Source organism: Limnohabitans sp. YIMB22184 (assembly GCF_048020265.1).
Classification (GTDB): domain Bacteria; phylum Pseudomonadota; class Gammaproteobacteria; order Burkholderiales; family Burkholderiaceae_C; genus Limnohabitans_A.
Window position 1 is genome coordinate 1,903,364 of record NZ_CP171843.1, and the last position, 17,379, is coordinate 1,920,742.

15 protein-coding genes are annotated in these 17,379 nt (G+C 63.6%); 13 read left to right on the forward strand and 2 right to left on the reverse strand.

Annotation, left to right across the window (positions count from 1 at the left end; translation table 11 throughout):
* The first annotated feature begins 14 nt into the window (after nucleotides 1-14).
* The 13 genes from bchB to ACHEXL_RS08870 are packed head-to-tail and all read left to right on the forward strand — an operon-like array spanning nucleotide 15 to nucleotide 15,499.
* Entirely contained in the window at nucleotides 15-1,640 is a 1,626-nt protein-coding gene (gene bchB / locus ACHEXL_RS08810; protein ID WP_416558957.1) for a ferredoxin:protochlorophyllide reductase (ATP-dependent) subunit B, read from the forward strand.
* Nucleotides 1,615-5,445, forward strand: coding sequence for a magnesium chelatase subunit H (locus ACHEXL_RS08815; protein ID WP_416558958.1), 3,831 nt, complete (start codon nucleotides 1,615-1,617; stop codon nucleotides 5,443-5,445). The genes bchB and ACHEXL_RS08815 overlap by 26 nt, the downstream gene beginning before the upstream one ends.
* Nucleotides 5,442-6,353, forward strand: coding sequence for a ferredoxin:protochlorophyllide reductase (ATP-dependent) iron-sulfur ATP-binding protein (bchL, locus tag ACHEXL_RS08820; RefSeq protein WP_416558959.1), 912 nt, complete (start codon nucleotides 5,442-5,444; stop codon nucleotides 6,351-6,353). The genes ACHEXL_RS08815 and bchL overlap by 4 nt, the downstream gene beginning before the upstream one ends.
* Nucleotides 6,354-6,386: 33 nt before the next feature.
* Nucleotides 6,387-7,094 (forward strand): magnesium protoporphyrin IX methyltransferase, encoded by a 708-nt coding sequence (gene bchM, locus ACHEXL_RS08825; protein WP_416558960.1) that lies wholly within the window; start codon nucleotides 6,387-6,389, stop codon nucleotides 7,092-7,094.
* Nucleotides 7,091-8,548, forward strand: a complete 1,458-nt coding sequence (locus ACHEXL_RS08830; protein WP_416558961.1) for a BCD family MFS transporter — start codon at nucleotides 7,091-7,093, stop codon at nucleotides 8,546-8,548. The genes bchM and ACHEXL_RS08830 overlap by 4 nt, the downstream gene beginning before the upstream one ends.
* 27 nt (nucleotides 8,549-8,575) lie before the next feature.
* Entirely contained in the window at nucleotides 8,576-9,340 is a 765-nt protein-coding gene (gene puhA, locus ACHEXL_RS08835; protein WP_416558962.1) for a photosynthetic reaction center subunit H, read from the forward strand.
* Nucleotides 9,337-9,990, forward strand: coding sequence for a photosynthetic complex putative assembly protein PuhB (gene puhB / locus ACHEXL_RS08840; RefSeq protein WP_416558963.1), 654 nt, complete (start codon nucleotides 9,337-9,339; stop codon nucleotides 9,988-9,990). The genes puhA and puhB overlap by 4 nt, the downstream gene beginning before the upstream one ends.
* Entirely contained in the window at nucleotides 9,987-10,469 is a 483-nt protein-coding gene (gene puhC, locus ACHEXL_RS08845) for a photosynthetic complex assembly protein PuhC (protein ID WP_416558964.1), read from the forward strand. Before puhB ends, puhC begins: the two co-directional genes overlap by 4 nt.
* 29 nt (nucleotides 10,470-10,498) lie before the next feature.
* On the forward strand, nucleotides 10,499-11,581 hold the full coding sequence (gene acsF, locus ACHEXL_RS08850; protein ID WP_416558965.1) for a magnesium-protoporphyrin IX monomethyl ester (oxidative) cyclase: 1,083 nt from the start codon (nucleotides 10,499-10,501) through the stop codon (nucleotides 11,579-11,581).
* On the forward strand, nucleotides 11,575-12,360 hold the full coding sequence (gene puhE, locus ACHEXL_RS08855) for a putative photosynthetic complex assembly protein PuhE (protein WP_416558966.1): 786 nt from the start codon (nucleotides 11,575-11,577) through the stop codon (nucleotides 12,358-12,360). Before acsF ends, puhE begins: the two co-directional genes overlap by 7 nt.
* A gap of 8 nt (nucleotides 12,361-12,368) precedes the next feature.
* Nucleotides 12,369-13,964 carry a phytoene desaturase gene (locus ACHEXL_RS08860; RefSeq protein WP_416558967.1) on the forward strand — a complete coding sequence of 532 codons (1,596 nt, stop codon included), beginning with the start codon at nucleotides 12,369-12,371 and terminating at the stop codon, nucleotides 13,962-13,964.
* Entirely contained in the window at nucleotides 13,951-15,045 is a 1,095-nt protein-coding gene (locus tag ACHEXL_RS08865) for a phytoene/squalene synthase family protein (protein WP_416558968.1), read from the forward strand. Before ACHEXL_RS08860 ends, ACHEXL_RS08865 begins: the two co-directional genes overlap by 14 nt.
* Nucleotides 15,046-15,055: 10 nt before the next feature.
* Complete coding sequence (locus ACHEXL_RS08870; RefSeq protein ID WP_416558969.1) at nucleotides 15,056-15,499, forward strand: BLUF domain-containing protein; 444 nt, start codon at nucleotides 15,056-15,058, stop codon at nucleotides 15,497-15,499.
* A 13-nt stretch (nucleotides 15,500-15,512) separates the two neighbouring features.
* On the opposite strand, the gene ACHEXL_RS08875 is transcribed toward ACHEXL_RS08870, so the two are convergent.
* Both ACHEXL_RS08875 and ACHEXL_RS08880 read right to left on the reverse strand, forming a co-directional pair.
* Nucleotides 15,513-16,154, reverse strand: coding sequence for a flavin reductase family protein (locus ACHEXL_RS08875; RefSeq protein WP_416558970.1), 642 nt, complete (start codon nucleotides 16,152-16,154; stop codon nucleotides 15,513-15,515).
* A gap of 111 nt (nucleotides 16,155-16,265) precedes the next feature.
* Nucleotides 16,266-17,246: a Bug family tripartite tricarboxylate transporter substrate binding protein gene (locus ACHEXL_RS08880; protein WP_416558971.1), complete on the reverse strand. Its 981-nt coding sequence runs from the start codon at nucleotides 17,244-17,246 to the stop codon at nucleotides 16,266-16,268.
* Nucleotides 17,247-17,379: the final 133 nt, after the last annotated feature.

Consider the following 17,379-nt stretch of genomic DNA (forward strand, 5'->3'; position numbering starts at 1 on the left):
CGCAGGAACACCCCATGCAACTGACGCTCTGGACTTACGAAGGCCCGCCCCATGTGGGCGCGATGCGCGTGGCCACCGCCATGACGGATGTGCACTACGTGCTGCACGCCCCCCAAGGCGACACCTACGCAGACCTGCTGTTCACCATGATCGAGCGCATGCCGCGCCGCCCCCCCGTCACCTACACCACCTTCCAGGCGCGCGATCTGGGTGGCGACACCGCCGAGCTGTTCAAGGACGCCGCACGCCAAGCCATGGCGCGCTTCAAGCCTGCTGCCATGCTGGTGGGCTCGTCCTGCACGGCGGAGTTGATTCAAGACGACCCGGGCGGTTTGGCCCAAGCACTGCAACTGACCATCCCCGTGGTGGCGCTGGAGTTGCCTTCGTACCAGCGCAAGGAAAACTGGGGCGCAAGCGAGACCTTTTACCAACTGTGCCGCCACTTGGTGTACAAACCCGCCGCCGACAAACCCGCCAAAGCACGGCCCACTTGCAACATCTTGGGCCCCAGCGCCCTGGGCTTTCGCCACCGCGACGACGTCAAGGAAATCACCCAACTGCTCAACCAACTTGGTGTGGACGTGGCCGTGGTCGCGCCGCTCAGCGCCAGCGTGGCCGACATCCACAAGCTGGCCGAGGCCGACTTCAACGTGCTGCTCTACCCCGAAATTGGCCTGGCCGCCGCGCAGTGGTTGCAGCGCCAGTTCGACCAGCCTTACACCAAGACCGTGCCCCTGGGCAGCCACGCCACGCGCGACTTCATCGCCGAAGTCTGCACGCTCACTGGCCTGCCCCAGCCCGCACAAGACCCGAGCAACGCACACGCCCACTGGTACGCCAAGTCGGTCGACTCGACCTACCTCACCGGCAAGCGCGTTTACATTTTTGGCGACGCCACGCACGTGGTGGCCGCCGCCCGTATCGCCAGCCAGGAGATGGGTTTTGAAGTGGTGGGCCTGGGCACTTACAGCCGCGAATTTGCCCGCGAAGTGCGCGACTGTGCCAAACGCTACGGCGTTGAAGCCTTGATCACCGACGACTACCTGGAAGTCGAAACCCAGATCAACGCGCTGCAACCCGAGCTGATTTTAGGCACGCAAATGGAGCGCCACATCGCCAAGCGCCAGGGCATTCCTTGCGCGGTGATTTCGGCCCCGGTGCATGTGCAGGACTTCCCCGCACGCTACGCGCCGCAGATGGGTTTTGAAGGCGCGAATGTGTTGTTCGACACTTGGGTGCACCCACTGATGATGGGCCTGGAAGAACACCTGATCGGAATGTTCCGCGAAGACTTTGAATTCCACGCTGGGGCTGCGCCCTCGCATTTGGGCAGCACGCGGCCTGCGGCCGAGAACGTGGCACCCGTCAGGACTGAAGCTACTGCCGCAGCCCCAGCACCCGTAGCCCTTACCCCCACACCATCACTGTCCACCAACGGCATCCAAGCCGTCGCCGCCCCCGCCCAAGCCGCTTCCAACCAGGCCACCTGGAGCCCCGAAGCCGAAAAAGAGCTGGGCAAGATCCCGTTCTTTGTGCGGGGCAAAGCCCGCCGCAACACCGAGCGTTTTGCCCAAGACCTGGGCGTGGCGACCATCACCGTGGAGACGCTCTACGATGCCAAAGCCCACTTCAGCCGGTAAACAGGCCGCCTCCAACGCACCGCGCATGAGCGTGGTGCTGCTGACCATGGACAGCCACCTGGCCAGCGCCGCCGAGAGCGCCGCCGAGCGCCTGGCCCGCGACCTGCCCGGCCTGCACCTGCAAACCCACAGCGCCTCGGCCTGGCGCGACAGCGACAAAGCCCTGGCCGCGTGCCTGGCCGCTGTGGCGCAAGCCGATCTGGTCATCGTCACCATGCTCTTCATGGAAGACCATTTCCTGCCGGTGCTCGACGCACTGCAGGCGCGCCGCGAACACTGCGACGCCATGGTCTGCATCATGTCGGCCCCGCAAGTCACGCAGCTCACCCGCATGGGCAAGCTGGTCATGGGCCGCGAATCGAGTGGCCTGATGGCCTTGCTCAAAAAGCTGCGCCCCAGCGCCAAGAACAAAGACACAGGTTCGGAAACTGGCGCGCCATCGAGCGCCGGGGCCAAACAAATGGCCATGCTGCGCCGCCTGCCCAAGCTGCTGCGCTTCATTCCCGGCACCGCGCAAGACCTGCGCCTGTTCTTCTTGACCATGCGCTACTGGCTGGCTGGGTCGGAACACAACATCGAGCACCTGGTCAAAACCTTGGTGCACCGCTACGCCCAAGGCCCACGCGAGCCCCTTCGCGCCCTGGCCCAACCCGAAGACCCGATCGAATACCCCGAAGTGGGCCTGTACCACCCGCAGATGAAACACCGCATCAGCGAACAGCTGAGCGACCTGCCTGGCCACGGTCGCCAAGACCAGCCCGCGGTGGGCCTGCTGCTGCTGCGCTCGTATTTGCTGGCGGGCAACACCGCGCATTACGACGCGGTCATCCATTCACTGCAAGCGCGCGGCCTGCGTGTCATCCCCGCCTTTGCCAGCGGGCTGGACGCCCGCCCGGCCATGGACCGTTTCTTCAAGCAAGGCACGGGCGCGAAGATCCAATCCTTGGTGTCACTCACCGGTTTCTCCTTGGTCGGTGGCCCGGCCTACAACGACGCCAGCGCCGCCGAAGTGGCGCTCAGCGAACTCGATGTGCCCTACATCGCCGCACACCCGCTCGAATTCCAGTCGATCGAACAATGGGGCGACTCCACCCGTGGCCTGCTGCCGGTGGAAAACACCATCATGGTGGCCATCCCCGAACTCGACGGCTCGATCTTGCCCATGGTCTACGGTGGTCGCCCCGGCCCCGCCGGGCAAACCTGCCACGGCTGCGACAATCGCTGCACCTTCCCGAGCGGCCCGCGCAGCCAGGACATGTTCACCTGCAGCGAGCGCACCGAGATGTTGACGGCGCGCATCGAACGCCTGGTGCGCCTGCGCGACAAGCCGCGCGCCGAGCGCAAGCTGGCCATCGTGCTGTTCAACTTCCCGCCCAACGCAGGCAGCGTGGGCACGGCCGCTTACCTGTCGGTGTTCCAGTCGCTGTTCAACACCTTGCAGCGCTTGTCACTCGAGGGCTACCAAGTCACCTTGCCCGACAGCGTCGACGACCTGCGCAACCGATTACTGCAAGGCAACGCCAGCCAGTACGGCACGCAGGCCAATGTTTTGCACGCCATCGACACCGGCCACCATGTGCAACATGAGCGCTGGTTGAACGAGATCGAAGCGCAGTGGGGCCCTGCGCCCGGCAAACATTTGACCAACGGCCAGTCGATCTTTGTGCTCGGCGCGGACTTTGGCCAGGTGGTGGTCACGGTGCAACCGGGCTTCGGCTACGAAGGCGACCCGATGCGCCTATTGTTCGAAACCGGCTGCGCCCCTACCCACGCCTTCAGCGCCTTTTACCGCTACCTGCGGGACGACTACGCCGCCGACGCGGTGCTGCACTTCGGCACGCACGGCGCACTCGAATTCATGCCCGGCAAACAAACCGGTCTGTCGGCCCAGTGCTGGCCCGACCGCCTGATCGGCGCGCTGCCCAATGTGTACCTGTATGCCGCCAACAACCCGTCCGAGGGCGCATTGGCCAAACGCCGGGGCGCGGCCACGCTGGTGAGCTACCTCACCCCCTCGCTCACGCATTCGGGCCTGTACAAAGAATTGGTCAGCCTGCAGCAATCCATTGAGCGCTGGCAGCAAATGGGCCCCGACCAAGCGCAAGACCGCGAGAGCCTGACCACGCTGATCCGCGAGCAAGCACAGAGCATCGACCTGGCCGTGCCCGCCACGCTGACCAATGACCCCACCGCCTGGATCGAGCAGCTGCAAAACCAGCTGCTCGAACTCGAATACGCCCTGATTCCTGAAGGCCTGCACGTCATGGGCCAAGCCCCCACCCGAGAGCAGCGCTTGGGCACACTCAAAGTCATGGCCGACGCCATGGGCCTGACAGGCGCTCAAAATGCCAGCTTGATGGAAGCTTTGGTCGACGGTGCCAGCGAGGCACAACTGTCCAATCAGTTCAGCACTGACTTGCCCGCTGGCGACAAAGTCCAGGCCGAGACGCTGCGCCAGCTGGTGCGCAGCAACCGCCTGCTGGGCGAAGACCACGAAATGCAAGGCCTGATGCGCGCCCTCGACGGCCGCTATTTGCAGCCCGCTCCCGGCGGCGACCTGATCCGCAACGCCAACGTGCTGCCCACCGGGCGCAACCTGCACGGCCTCGACCCCTTCCGCATGCCCTCGGCTTTTGCGGTGCGCGACGGCATGCGCCAGGCCGACAAACTCTTGGCCCGATACCAGCAAGACCACCAAGCCTTGCCCGAGACCGTGGCCATGGTGTTGTGGGGCACCGACAACCTCAAGACCGAAGGCAGCCCCATGGCGCAAGCCCTGGCCTTGATGGGCGCTGCTCCCCGCTTTGACAGCTACGGCCGCTTGGCTGGCGCGCAGCTGATTCCTTTGGCCGAGTTGGGCCGCCCACGCATCGACGTGGTCATCACCTTGTCGGGCATCTTCCGCGACCTGCTGCCCATGCAAATCCGCTTGCTGGCCGAAGCCGCGTTTTTGGCGGCCAGTGCCGACGAACCGGTTGAGCAAAACTTTGTGCGTCAACATGCCCTGGCCTATTTGGCCGAGCACGAAGGCAGCACCCTGGAGAGCGCCTCGCTGCGCGTGTTCGGCAACACCGAGGGCGCATACGGCGCCAACGTGAACCACCTGATCGACAGCAGCTGCTGGGAAAACGAAAACGAGCTGGGCGACGCCTTCACCCAGCGCAAAGGCTTTGCCTACGGCCGTGAAGGCCGCCCGGTGCGCAACACCGCCGTGCTGCAAAGCGCGCTGGCCAGTGTCTCGCTCACCTACCAAAACCTCGACTCGGTGGAGCTGGGTGTGACCAGCATCGACACCTACTTCGACACCCTGGGCGGCATCAGCCGCGCCGTGCTGCAGGCCAAGCACCAACGCGACGGCAACGCCGCCGAAGCACCGCCGGTTTTCATTGGCGACCAGACCCAGGGCGACGGCGTGGTGCGCAGCCTGACCGAGCAAGTGGCCTTGGAAACCCGCAGCCGCATGCTCAACCCCAAGTGGCACGAAAGCATGTTGCAACACGGCTACGAAGGCGTGCGCCAGATCGAAGCCCACCTCACCAACACCATGGGCTGGTCGGCCACCACGGGCCAAGTGCAGCCCTGGGTCTACCAACAGCTGGCCCAGACCTTTGTGCTGGACCCCGCCATGCGCGAGCGCATGGCCCAGCTCAACCCCACCGCATCGGCCAAAGTGGCCAACCGCCTGTTGGAGGCCACCCGCCGCCAGTACTGGCAACCCGACGCCGAGACCATGACAGCCCTGCTGCGGGCCGGTGAAGAACTTGAAGACCGCCTTGAAGGCATACACGAAGGACTCCCAGCATGATCGAAACCACCAGCATCCCGGTGAACAGCTTCCAGAGGGTCCGTGGGGCCGATGGCGAGGGCAGCGTGCAGTTCCAGATGGACCCCACCGTCAAGATCGGCACCGCCAAGGTGTTTGCGGTCTACGGCAAAGGCGGCATCGGCAAAAGCACCACGTCTTCCAATTTGTCGGTGGCCTTCAGCAAGTTGGGCAAGCGCGTGCTTCAAATCGGCTGCGACCCCAAACACGACTCCACCTTCACCCTGACCAAAAAACTCATGCCCACCGTGATCGACGCGCTCGAAACGGTGGACTTCCATGCCGAAGAGTTGCGCCTCGATGACTTTGTGTTCAAAGGCTACAACGGCGTGATGTGCGTGGAAGCCGGTGGCCCGCCTGCAGGCACCGGCTGCGGCGGTTATGTGGTCGGCCAGACCGTGAAACTGCTGAAAGAACACCACCTGCTCGAAGACACCGACGTGGTGATTTTTGACGTGCTGGGCGACGTGGTGTGCGGCGGTTTTGCCGCCCCGCTGCAACACGCCGACCGCGCCCTCATCGTCACCGCCAACGACTTCGACTCCATCTTCGCGATGAACCGCATCGTGCAAGCGATCGGTGCCAAGGCCAAAAACTACAACGTGCGTTTGGGCGGCGTGATCGCCAACCGCAGCGACGCGACCGACCAGATCGACAAATACAACGCGGTCACCGGTCTCAAAACCATGGCGCACTTCCCCATGCTCGACGAGATCCGCAAGAGCCGTTTGCAAAAGTGCACCCTGTTCGAGCTGGAGCCCACACCCGCCGTCAAAGCCGTGCAAGACGAGTACATGCGCTTGGCTGCGGCCCTGTGGCTGGGGGCCGACCCGCTGCCGTCCATCCCGATGAAAGACCGCGACATTTTTGACCTGCTGGGTTTTGACTGATCCACACGTCAAAACACGCACCGAAAGCACACCATGAACACCACCGCCTACGAACAACGCCGCAGCCAGATCGAGCACTACTTTGACCGCACCGCGGCCGATGCCTGGGCGCGCCTGACCTCGAACGAGCCGGTGGGTCGCATCCGCGCCACCGTGCGCGCCGGGCGCGACACCATGCGCGAGACCCTGCTGTCGTGGCTGCCGCAAGACCTGCGCGGCCTGCGCGTGCTCGACGCCGGTTGCGGCACCGGTGCGCTGGCCTTGCAAGCAGCCCTGCGCGGTGCGGATGTGATGGCGATTGACCTGTCGCCCACGCTGGTCAAGCTCGCCGCCGAGCGCATGGCAGCCGAGCACCCTACCCTGCCCGGCTCGGTGGAATTTTTGTCGGGCGACATGCTCAGCCCCGACTTGGGTCACTTTGACCATGTGGTGTGCATGGACTCGCTCATCCACTACGACAGCGACCAGATCGCCGAAGCGCTGGCCGGTTTGGCCCAGCGCACCCGTGGCTCCATGGCCTTCACCTTTGCGCCGCGCACACCGCTCTTGGCCCTGATGCACAGCGCGGGTCGTCTGTTTCCGCGCAGCGACCGCTCACCGTCTTTGTCGCCCGTGGCGCACGCCGACTTACTGCAGCGCATGCAAAACCACCCCGAATTGCAGGGCTGGCAAGGCGCACGCATGCAGCGCGTGGCCAGCGGTTTTTACACCTCGCAAGCCTGGGAGTGGACCCGCTCATGAAACTGCGCATCCCGGTCCCCCGCTGGTTGACGGCCTACGGCACACGCTTCATGCCGTTTGCCGACGCGGCCTCGCCCGAACTGCCGATGGCGCGCCTGCTGCGCCTGTCGCTGTTCCAGGTGGTGATCGGCATGGTGACGGCACTCTTGGTGGGCACGCTCAACCGGGTCATGATCGTGGAGCTGCAGGTGCCCGCGTGGTGGGTCGCCTTGGCGGTCGCCATCCCTATGGTGTTCGCGCCACTGCGCACCCTGATCGGCTACCGCAGCGACACCCACCCTTCGGCGCTGGGCCTGCGCCGCATCCCCTATATGTGGACCGGCACCTTGCTGCTGTTTGGCGGCCTGTCCATCATGCCGTTTGCCTTGTTGCTTTTGTCCGAGCCCGAAGCCGCCAATTTGTGGGTGGGTCAGCTGGGCGCATGCCTGGCCTTTGTGCTGGTGGGCGCGGGCATCCAGGTCACACAAACCGCGGGCATGGCGCTGGCGCACGACCTGGCCAGCGACGACAAACGCCCCCGCGTCGTGGCCCTGCTCTACAGCATGCTGCTGGTGGGCATGATCGCCAGCAGCGCGGTGTTTGGCCTGGTGCTGAGCGACTTCAGTCCGCAAAAACTCATCCAGCTGGTGCAAGGCTGCGCGGTCATGGTGGCGGTGATGAACCTGGCCTCGCTGTGGAAACAAGAGGCACGAAGTGCCAAGCGCGGCCGCCGCGAAGCCGGTGGTTTTGCCAGCAGCTGGCGTGACCTCATGGCCCAGCCGCAGATGCGTCGCTTCTTGTGGACCCTGGGCATCGGTACCTTCGCCTTCAACATGCAGGACATCGTGCTGGAGCCTTACGCGGCCGAGATTTTGAAACTCGACGTGGGCGCCACCAGCGCCCTCACGGTCTTGAGTGCAGGTGGCGCTTTGCTGGCTTTCCTCGTGTCAGCCCGCTGGTTGTCCGGCGGCATGCACGCCTGCCGCCTGGCCAGTCTGGGTGTGCTGCTGGGCTTGCCCGCTTTTGCGATGGTGATTTTTTCGGGGCCGCTAGAAGCGGCCTGGATGTTCCGCATCGGCGTGGGCCTGATCGGTTTCAGCGGCGGTTTGTTTTCGGTGGGCATGCTGGTCACGGCCATGGGCATGGCGGCAGACGGCAGTCCGCTGGGCCACTTGGGCGGTCTGGTCATCGGCACTTGGGGCGCGGTGCAAGCCACCAGCGCGGGGGCGGCGATGGCGCTGGGCGGGGCTTTGCGCGACGGCGTGTCGGTGCTGGCCATGTCGGGCGCTTTGGGCGAGGTGCTGGTCACCCCCATCACCGCCTACAGCTTCGTTTACCACCTGGAAATGTATTTGTTGTTTGTTGTGCTGGTGGCCCTGGGCCCCATGCTGCGCGCCAGCCGTTTGGCCGCGCGGGCAGAGGCCCCCAAAACCAGCACCCCCCAACCCTTTGGCCTGGCGCAACTGCCGGGCTGATGCACCGATTTTTTGAAGGAGACAGCCATGGAAACAGGCGCAATCACCCAGTACATCGATGTGGCCCAAATCGTGTTGTACATGTTTTGGGCATTCTTCGCGGGACTGATTTATTACCTCTTGCGTGAGAACCACCGCGAGGGTTACCCCATGGATTCGGGCCGAGAAAACGGCCCCAAGATCGAAGGCTGGCCACCCGTACCCGAACCCAAGACCTTCAAGACGCAAGACGGCCACACCTACTTGTCGCCCGACTTGGCCCGCCCAGACGGCAGCTACAGCGGCCAACCCACCCACGGCTGGAACGGTGCCCCCCTGGAACCCGTGGGCGATCCGCTCCTGGCAGGCGTGGGCCCCGGAGCCTGGGCCATGCGCGCCGACATCCCCGATGCAGACCCACACGGTCACCCCAAAATCGTGCCCCTGCGCGTGGCGACTGACCACTCGGTGGCCAAACAAGACGTGGACCCGCGTGGCTTGCCCGTCTGGGGCGCTGACAAGGTGGTGGCCGGCACCGTGGTGGATCTGTGGGTCGACCGCATGGAAATGATCTTCCGCTACGCCGAAGTGCAATTGGCGAACTCCGACAAGCGCGTGCTGCTGCCCATGACGTTTGCGCGCATCAAGAAAGACGGCACCTATGTGCAGGCCATTTTGGGTCACCAGTTTGTGAACGTGCCGCAAACGAAATCGAACGCGCAGATCACCTTGCTCGAAGAAGAAAAAATCACCGCCTACTACGGCGCGGGCACCTTGTACGCCACCCCTGAGCGTCAGGAACCCATCATATGAAAGCCACCCACGAACACGAGTGGGAAGCCGCCCCCGGCCTGCCCAGCGCCCTGCCCCCGGGCGAGCGGGTGGTCTGGCAGGGCGCACCCAACTGGAAACGCCTGGCCATCCATGCCTTCCATGTGCGCAAGATCGCGCTGTACTTCGCGCTCATGCTCGCGGTGCAGGCCATCAACCTCACGGCACCTGAAGGCAAGGTCGACTGGAAACCTCTGGTGGTGGCTGGCAGTCTGTACGCCCTGGCCCTGGCGCTGCTCTTGGGCACGGCCTGGATGTCGGCACGCAGCACGCTCTACACCCTGACCAACAAGCGCGTGGTCATGCGCATCGGCATCGTGCTCACACTGACCTTCAACCTACCCTTCAAACGCATCGCGGGGGCGTCCCTCAAGACCCAAGGCGCGGGCACCGGCGACATCGCGCTGGCCTTGCACCCCGAAGACCGCATCGGCTGGGCCCACCTGTGGCCGCACCAGCGCGCCTGGCATATGACACAACCGCAGCCCACCCTGCGCTGCGTGCCCGAGAGCGCAAAAGTGGGTGAATTGCTGCTGAACCTGTGGCGCGCCGAACGGGCGGGCCAAAGCCTGCAGCTGGGCGATGCCCCTGTGAACAGCCAAGCCACACCACCCCAAGGCATGCTGGCATGAACACCCTGCCCCCACAGGACTGGCAGCAAAACCGCCAAGCCCCCCAGAGCCAAGGCCTGAACCGGCCCATGGCCTGGATCGGCGTGATGCTGCTGGCCATGCTGGTGGCCGTTGGCCTGGCGCGCTGGTCGGGCCTGGACCCGCGCACGCCCGACGCCGCCGTGCAGTGGCAGCGCGATCTGCAGTTTCGCGACCTGCCCAGTGGCGACATCGCCGTGCTGGACCACCGCAACGGCCAGCAAGTGGCCCAGTTTTCGGGTGAGCAAGGTTTTCTGCGCAGCACCTTGCGTGCCCTGGCCCGTGAGCGCCAGCGCGAGAGCCTGGGGAAAGAAGCCCCCTTTTTGTTGATCGGCCGCACCGACGGCCGTCTGACCTTGCAAGACCCCAGCACCGGCCAGCGCATTGACCTGGAGTCGTTTGGCCCCAGCAACGCGGCCGTGTTTGCCAGCCTGCGACTGGCCGGCCAAAAAGCCCCCTGAACTTGATTTTTTCTGCACCGGAGAACCCCATGAACGCCACCGCTGTCCACACCATCGAAACCGCTGAAGACGCCAACAAAAAGGCGGTGCACAGCGACATGATCAGCCCGCGTTTTTACACCACCGACTTCGATGCCATGGACCGCATCAACATCGAGCCGGTGCGCGCCGAGTGGGACAAGATGATGGCCGAGTACGAGGGCGACAACAACCACGACCACTTCCAGCGCGACGAAGCCTTTGCGGGCGAAGTGGCCGCCGGCATGGCCAGCCTCTCGCCCGAGATGCGCCAGGAGTTCATGGACTTTCTGGTCAGCTCGCTGACGTCTGAATTTTCCGGTTGCGTGCTCTACAACGAAATCCGCAAGAACGTCAGCAACCCCGACATCAAACAGCTGATGACCTACCTGGCGCGCGACGAATCGCGCCACGCGGGCTTCATCAACCTGTCGCTGCGCGACTTCAACTTAGGCATCGACCTGGGCAACTTGAAGCGCACCAAGAAATACACCTTCTTCAAGCCCAAATACATTTACTACGCGACCTACCTGTCCGAGAAGATCGGCTACGCGCGCTACATCACCATCTTCCGCCAGCTTGAAAAGCACCCCGAGAAACGCTTTCACCCCATCTTTCGCTGGTTCGAGCTGTGGTGCAACGACGAATTCCGCCACGGTGAATCGTTTGCCCTGATCATGCGTGCCAACCCCAAGTTGCTCAGTGGCGGCAACAAGCTGTGGATTCGATTCTTCCTGCTGGCCGTGTACGCCACCATGTACGTGCGCGACCACACCCGCCCCATGCTGCACGAAACCATGGGGCTCGACTCGAGCGAGTACGACTACCAGGTGTTCCGAATCACCACCGAGATCACCAAGCAGGTCTTCCCGCTGGCCTTGGACACCGACCACCCCGACTTCCGCCGGGGCCTGGAGCGCCTGTTTGCCCTGTCCCAAGCCATGGAGAAAGCCAAGGCCCGCGGCGGCGTGGTGGGCAAGCTGCAGCAAGGCGTGTGCGCCGTCAAAGCCGCCGCCACCTTTGCGCGCCTGTACTTCATGCCCGTCATTGCCCAAGACCTGTCGCCCCAGGTCCGGATGGATCCGGCATGGTGACTGAAGTCGTTTGGGCCTGCGTGTTCACGGCCCTGTGCTGGTGGCTCGGCACGGGGGTGATCCTGTGGCTCGACCGGCTGCCTGCGCGCAGCTTCCGTTTCAGCCTGGCCGGCTGGACGGTGCTCTTGGCTTTGAGTTTTTGGGGTGTGGCCCACAGCATGCAGGCCGTGAGCGTGTTCAACGCCTACCTCGCCTTTGGCAGCGTGATCGTGATGTGGGGCTGGCACGAGCTGGCTTTTTTGACGGGCTGGATCACCGGTCCGCGAAAAATACCATTAGACACCGGCCTGACAGGTTGGCCGCGTTTTGTGCAATCGGTGCAGGTCATGCTGTACCACGAGCTGGCCTTGCTGGCCAACTTTGCCGTGCTGTGGTGGATGCAAGAGGGGCAATCCAGCCATGTGGCCATTTGCACCTTTGCGCTGCTGTGGTGCATGCGCCTGTCGGCCAAACTGAATTTGTTTTTTGGCGTGCCACAAAACGGCGCGCAATACCTGCCCGCGCACCTGAAGTACCTGGCCAGTTATTTCCGCACCACGCGTGGCATGTCGCTGTGGTTCGTGCTCTCGATGGGCGTAGCCATGGGCACCTGGTTCTGGTTGGTCTGGCTGGCGCAGCAAGGCGCCGTGGCGATCACCACCGGCTGGGTCATGCTGGCCACTTTGCTGGGCCTCGCGATTGTTGAACACGTCATCATGATTTTTCCTTGGCCACTGGAGCGGCTGTGGGGTTGGGCCATGGGCCAGACCACCAAACCGGCTTTGACCACACCCCCTTGAAGGCCCCCATGAACACCCAGACGACCACCCTTACCCCCACACTTCCCCATGCTTACCGCACCGAAGGTTTCGGCATTCCCGTCTCGCCGCAAGGCCCAGAGTTGGGCAATCCTTCCAAGCTGCGCCAGCGCCCGGTGGCGGTGGTCATTGGCAGCGGTTTTGGCGGCTTGGCAGCAGCGATTCGCTTGAGCGTCAAGGGCTACGAAGTCAAGGTCTTTGAAAAACTCGACGCTCCCGGAGGCCGCGCCTACGTGCACCACCAGGACGGCTTCACCTTCGATGCGGGCCCCACCATCATCACCGCGCCGTTTTTGCTCGAAGAGCTGTGGGCGCTGTGCGGCAAAAGCTTTGCGGGCGACGTGAAGCTGGTGGCCATGGACCCGTTTTACCGTGTGCGTTTTTCAGACGGCACTTGGTTCGACTACAACGGCGACCCCGAGCACATGCGCGCAGAAGTCGCCCGCTTTGAACCCGATGACCTGCCCGGCTACGAACGCTTTTTGGAAGAAGCCGAACGCTGCAAAACCCTGGGCTTTGAAGGCATGGGCGACATGGCTTTTGACAAAGTCAGCGATCTGATGGCGGCCATCCCCGATTTCCTGCGCATGGGCGCTTGGCGCAGCCTGTACAGCCTGGTGGCCAAACACATGCGCAACGACAAGCTGCGCATCGTGATGAGCTTTCACCCGCTGCTGATCGGCGGCAACCCCTTTGCCGTGACTTGCGCTTACGCCCTCATCAACTCACTCGAGCGCACCTGGGGTGTGCACTCGGCCATGGGCGGCACCGGGGCGATTGTCAAAGGCCTGGTCGGCTTGCTGCAAGAACGCGGCGTGCCGCTGCGCTGCAACGCCCCCGTGACACAAATTCGCATCGAAAACGGCCGTGCCTGTGGTGTCGAATTGCAAAACGGCGAGTTCGTGCCCGCCGACATTGTGGTCAGCAACGGCGACACCGCCTGGACCTACAAAAATCTGGTGGCCCCGCAGCACCGCCGCGTGTGGACAGACCGCAAAATCGCCCAGGGCAAATACTCCATGGGCCTGTTCGTCTGGTATTTCGGCACCTCCAAGCAATACAAAGACGTGCCGCACCACATGATGGTGCTGGGCCCGCGCTACAAAGGCCTGCTGCAAGACATCTTCAATAAGCACAAACTGGCCGACGACTTCAGCCTGTACCTGCACCGCCCCACCGCCACCGACCCCTCGCTGGCCCCCGAAGGTTGCGACACCTTTTATGTGCTCTCGCCCGTGCCGCACCTGGACAGCGGCACCGACTGGCCCGCCTTTGCCGAGACCTACCGAGCCGCCATTGCCGAGAGCCTGGAAGCCAGCGTGCTGCCCGGTCTGCGCGAGTGCATCGTGACCAGCAAGGTCAGCACCCCACGGGATTTTCAGGACAACTTGTGGTCCTACAAAGGCGCGGGCTTTGGCCTGGAGCCGCTGCTGCTGCAAAGCGCCTGGTTCCGCCCCCACAACCGCAGCGAGGATGTGCCGGGTCTGTTTGTGGTGGGTGCCAGCACGCACCCGGGCGCGGGTGTGCCGGGCGTGCTGATGTCGGCCAAAGCTTTGGAATCGGTGGTCCCCCATGTCAACATCTGAACGCCCCCCCAACGCTGTCAGTTTGCAAGAACTCGACTTCGACTCGCAAGACCTGCAGGCCTGCGTGGCCATGATGCAGGGCGGCTCCAAAACTTTTTTTGCAGCCAGCCGCTTGCTGCCCCTGCGCGTGCGCACGGCGGCCATCGCGCTGTATGCTTTTTGCCGCGTGGCCGACGACCTGGTGGACGAAGCCGCGGCGGGTGACATCCCACTCGATGTGCTGCAAGAGCGCCTGGACGCCATCTATGCCAGCACCCCGCACGACCATGTGGAAGACCACGCGCTCAGCCTGGTGGTCCAGCAATACAAACTGCCGCGCCATTTGCTGGACGCACTGATCGAAGGCTTTGCCTGGGACGCCGGAGGTCGCACGTACAACAGCATCGAAGACCTGCACGCCTATGGTGCCCGGGTGGCGGGCAGTGTGGGCGCGATGATGAGCTGGATCATGGGGCCGCAAAGCATGGACACGCTGGCACGGGCCTGCGAGCTGGGCGTGGCCATGCAGCTGACCAACATCGCGCGCGACGTGGGCCATGACGCCAGCATTGGCCGCCTGTACCTGCCGCGCCGCTGGCTGATCGAGGCGGGCATTGACCCCGAAGCCTGGATGGCCCAACCCACATTCACCCCGGCCATTGCTCAGGTGGTGGCGCGATTGCTCGACGAGGCCGACCGCCTGTACAAGCAAGCGCATTCGGGCATTGCCGCTCTGCCGCCCGACTGCCGCGCCGCCATTTGCGCGGCCAGCATGATCTACGCCGAGATCGGCCACCAGCTGCGCCGCGAAGGCCTGGACTCGGTCAACAAACGCACGGTGGTCAGCACCACGCGCAAGCTCATGCTGCTGGCCAGCGCCTGGACCCAGGTGCACTGGATTCGGGTGGCCGACCACAGCCCTGCGCCGCTGGCGGCCATTGTGGGCCTGGTGCAAGGCTGCCAATCGGCGACCCAACAAACCGGCAACAAGGCCTATTTTCCCAACCGGGCCATGCCCCAGCGCGTGGCCTGGATGCTCAACCTGTTCGAGCGCCGCGAGACCGAGCGCCTGGACCGCAACGCGGTGCACCCCACGCCATGAGCCCCACACCATGAGAGTGCCCAGCCACAGCATCAACGTGCGCCTGCTGTATGTGAGCCGCGCCGTCGGCCCGCAAACCACCACGATGACCACCACCATCCTGGCGCAAGCGCAAGCCAACAACCCTGCGCAAGGCATCACCGGGGTGCTGTGCCAGGGACAAGGCTTTTTCTTTCAGGTGATCGAAGGCGAGCGCAGCAAGGTCAATGCGCTGTACCGCCGCATCAGCGCCGACACCCGTCACCAGAATGTAGAGATCCTGCACTACGAAGAAATCCACGAACGCCGTTTTGGCCAATGGTCCATGGCGCTGGTGCACCTGTCGGTGGACGACCCCATGGTCAAACTCCACCACCCCGACTTCGACCCCTACTCCGCCTCAGGCCCGCAGGTCATGCAGCAGGTGATGTATTTGCTGGAGGCCGGACAGCCCATTCAAATGGCGGCAGCCTGAGTCGTCTACCCGATCACATCTGATCGATGGCCGTGTTCACCGATGGCGCTTCGCCCGCCTTGTCCGACAGTGAAAAACGGTCTTCGGTGCGGGTGTAAAAACTCGCACCAAAGCGGGCCACCGGTTTGTAGTCACGCAAATTGACGCGCCAGGCTTCGGTATCGATCAGGCCCTCGCGGGCGGCCAACCATTGGATGCGGCCGATGAAGACGTAGCGGCTGGGAGTTTCGAGTTTTTCGTGCAGTACGCATTCAAACGCAATGGGCGCTTCCTGAATGCGCGGGGGGGCCACGGTGTGCGAAGGCACGGGCGTCAGCCCCACAGCAGTCAGCTCGCTCACGTCAGACGGCAGTGATTCACCGCAGTCGTGCATCTTCTGTGCCATGGGTTCATCGGACATGTGCACCACAAACTGACCGTTGTGCAGGATGTTGGCGGCCGTGTCCTTGAGCCGGCCGTCTTGCAGGCGGTTGATGCTGATCATCAGGATGGGCGGGTCTTCGCCGATCATGTTGAACATGGAAAACGGCGCCGCATTGACCACCCCGTTGGCCCCAAGCGTGGTCACCAAGGCAATGGGCCGGGGCACGATCAAGCTGGCCATGAGCTTGTAGCGCTGGTAGCTGCTGATCTGGTCAAAGTCGACTTCGGTCATGAAGAAATTCCACAGGGCGGTTGTTGAAGATCAAAAAACAAGAGGCAGCTTCCAGTCTAGTGCGTGCTGGAAGCTGCCGCCTGCTGGTGGCGTGAAAGCCTTGGCTGACGCTCAGGCGATCACTTCGACCTTGGCGCGCTTGGCCACCGCGCTCCAGTTGGTGATTTGCGACTGGATGAGCTTGACGAAATCGTCGCCCACCACAGGCGTTTTGCGCGGCAGGGTTTGCACTTCTTCCAGCCGCGCCATCACGTCGGGCTTGGCCAAAATTTCAGGGATCAGTGCGGTCAGGCGCTGGGCAATCGGGGCGGGTAAATTCTTGGGCGCAGACAAACCCAGCCACTGTGAGCCTGTCAGCGAGCCATAGCCCAATTCAGCAAAAGTCGGGATATTGGGGAAAGCCGCCATGCGCGAGGGCGTGGACACCGCCAAGGCGCGCAGCGAGCCGGCCTTGAGCTGGTTCACGTTGGTGGTAACAGGGTCAAACACGCTGTCGATCTGGCCGCCCAGCAGGTCCTGCATGGCCGGGGCGCTGCCCTGGTAGGGCACATGGTCGTGCTCGTTGGCCTGGCCTTCGATCTTGAGCAGTTCGCCATACAGGTGGTTGGCCGAACCAATGCCCGAGGTGCCAAAGCGCACGGGTTTGGTTTTGGCAGCATTCACGTACTGCGCCAGTGTTTGGTAGGGCGACTGGGCCCGCACCAAAAGCAACATGGGCGCTTCGACCAACATGCCCAGGTGGGTGAAATCGTTGACGGGATCAAAGGGCATGGTGCGGCGCGTGGCGGTGGCATAAATATGCACCGAGGCGTGGCTGACCAACAGGCTGTAGCCATCGGCGGCCTGGCGTGACGCGAACTCAGTGCCGATCAAACCGCCTGCACCCGCGCGGTTGTCCACCACCACGGTTTGCGACAAGGCACTGGACAGGTGCGGCGCCATCAAACGCGCCACCGTGTCCACCAGACCACCGGGTGGGTACTGGCAGATCAAGCGGATCGGGCCTTTGCTGGGCCAGGCAGACGACTGGGCGTGGACCCAAGGGGCAGCCAATGTGGCGGCACCCGCTGCCAATAAATCGCGACGTTTCATGGAGACTCCTAGAGCAAGCAAGGTTGAAGAAATGGCTTGGCCATTAGCCAGCGTTGTCTCTATGCAGGAGCTGTGCCAACCCGGCACGATGGATGCTTTCAGGCCTGTCGCATGCACAGACGCCCACAGGCCC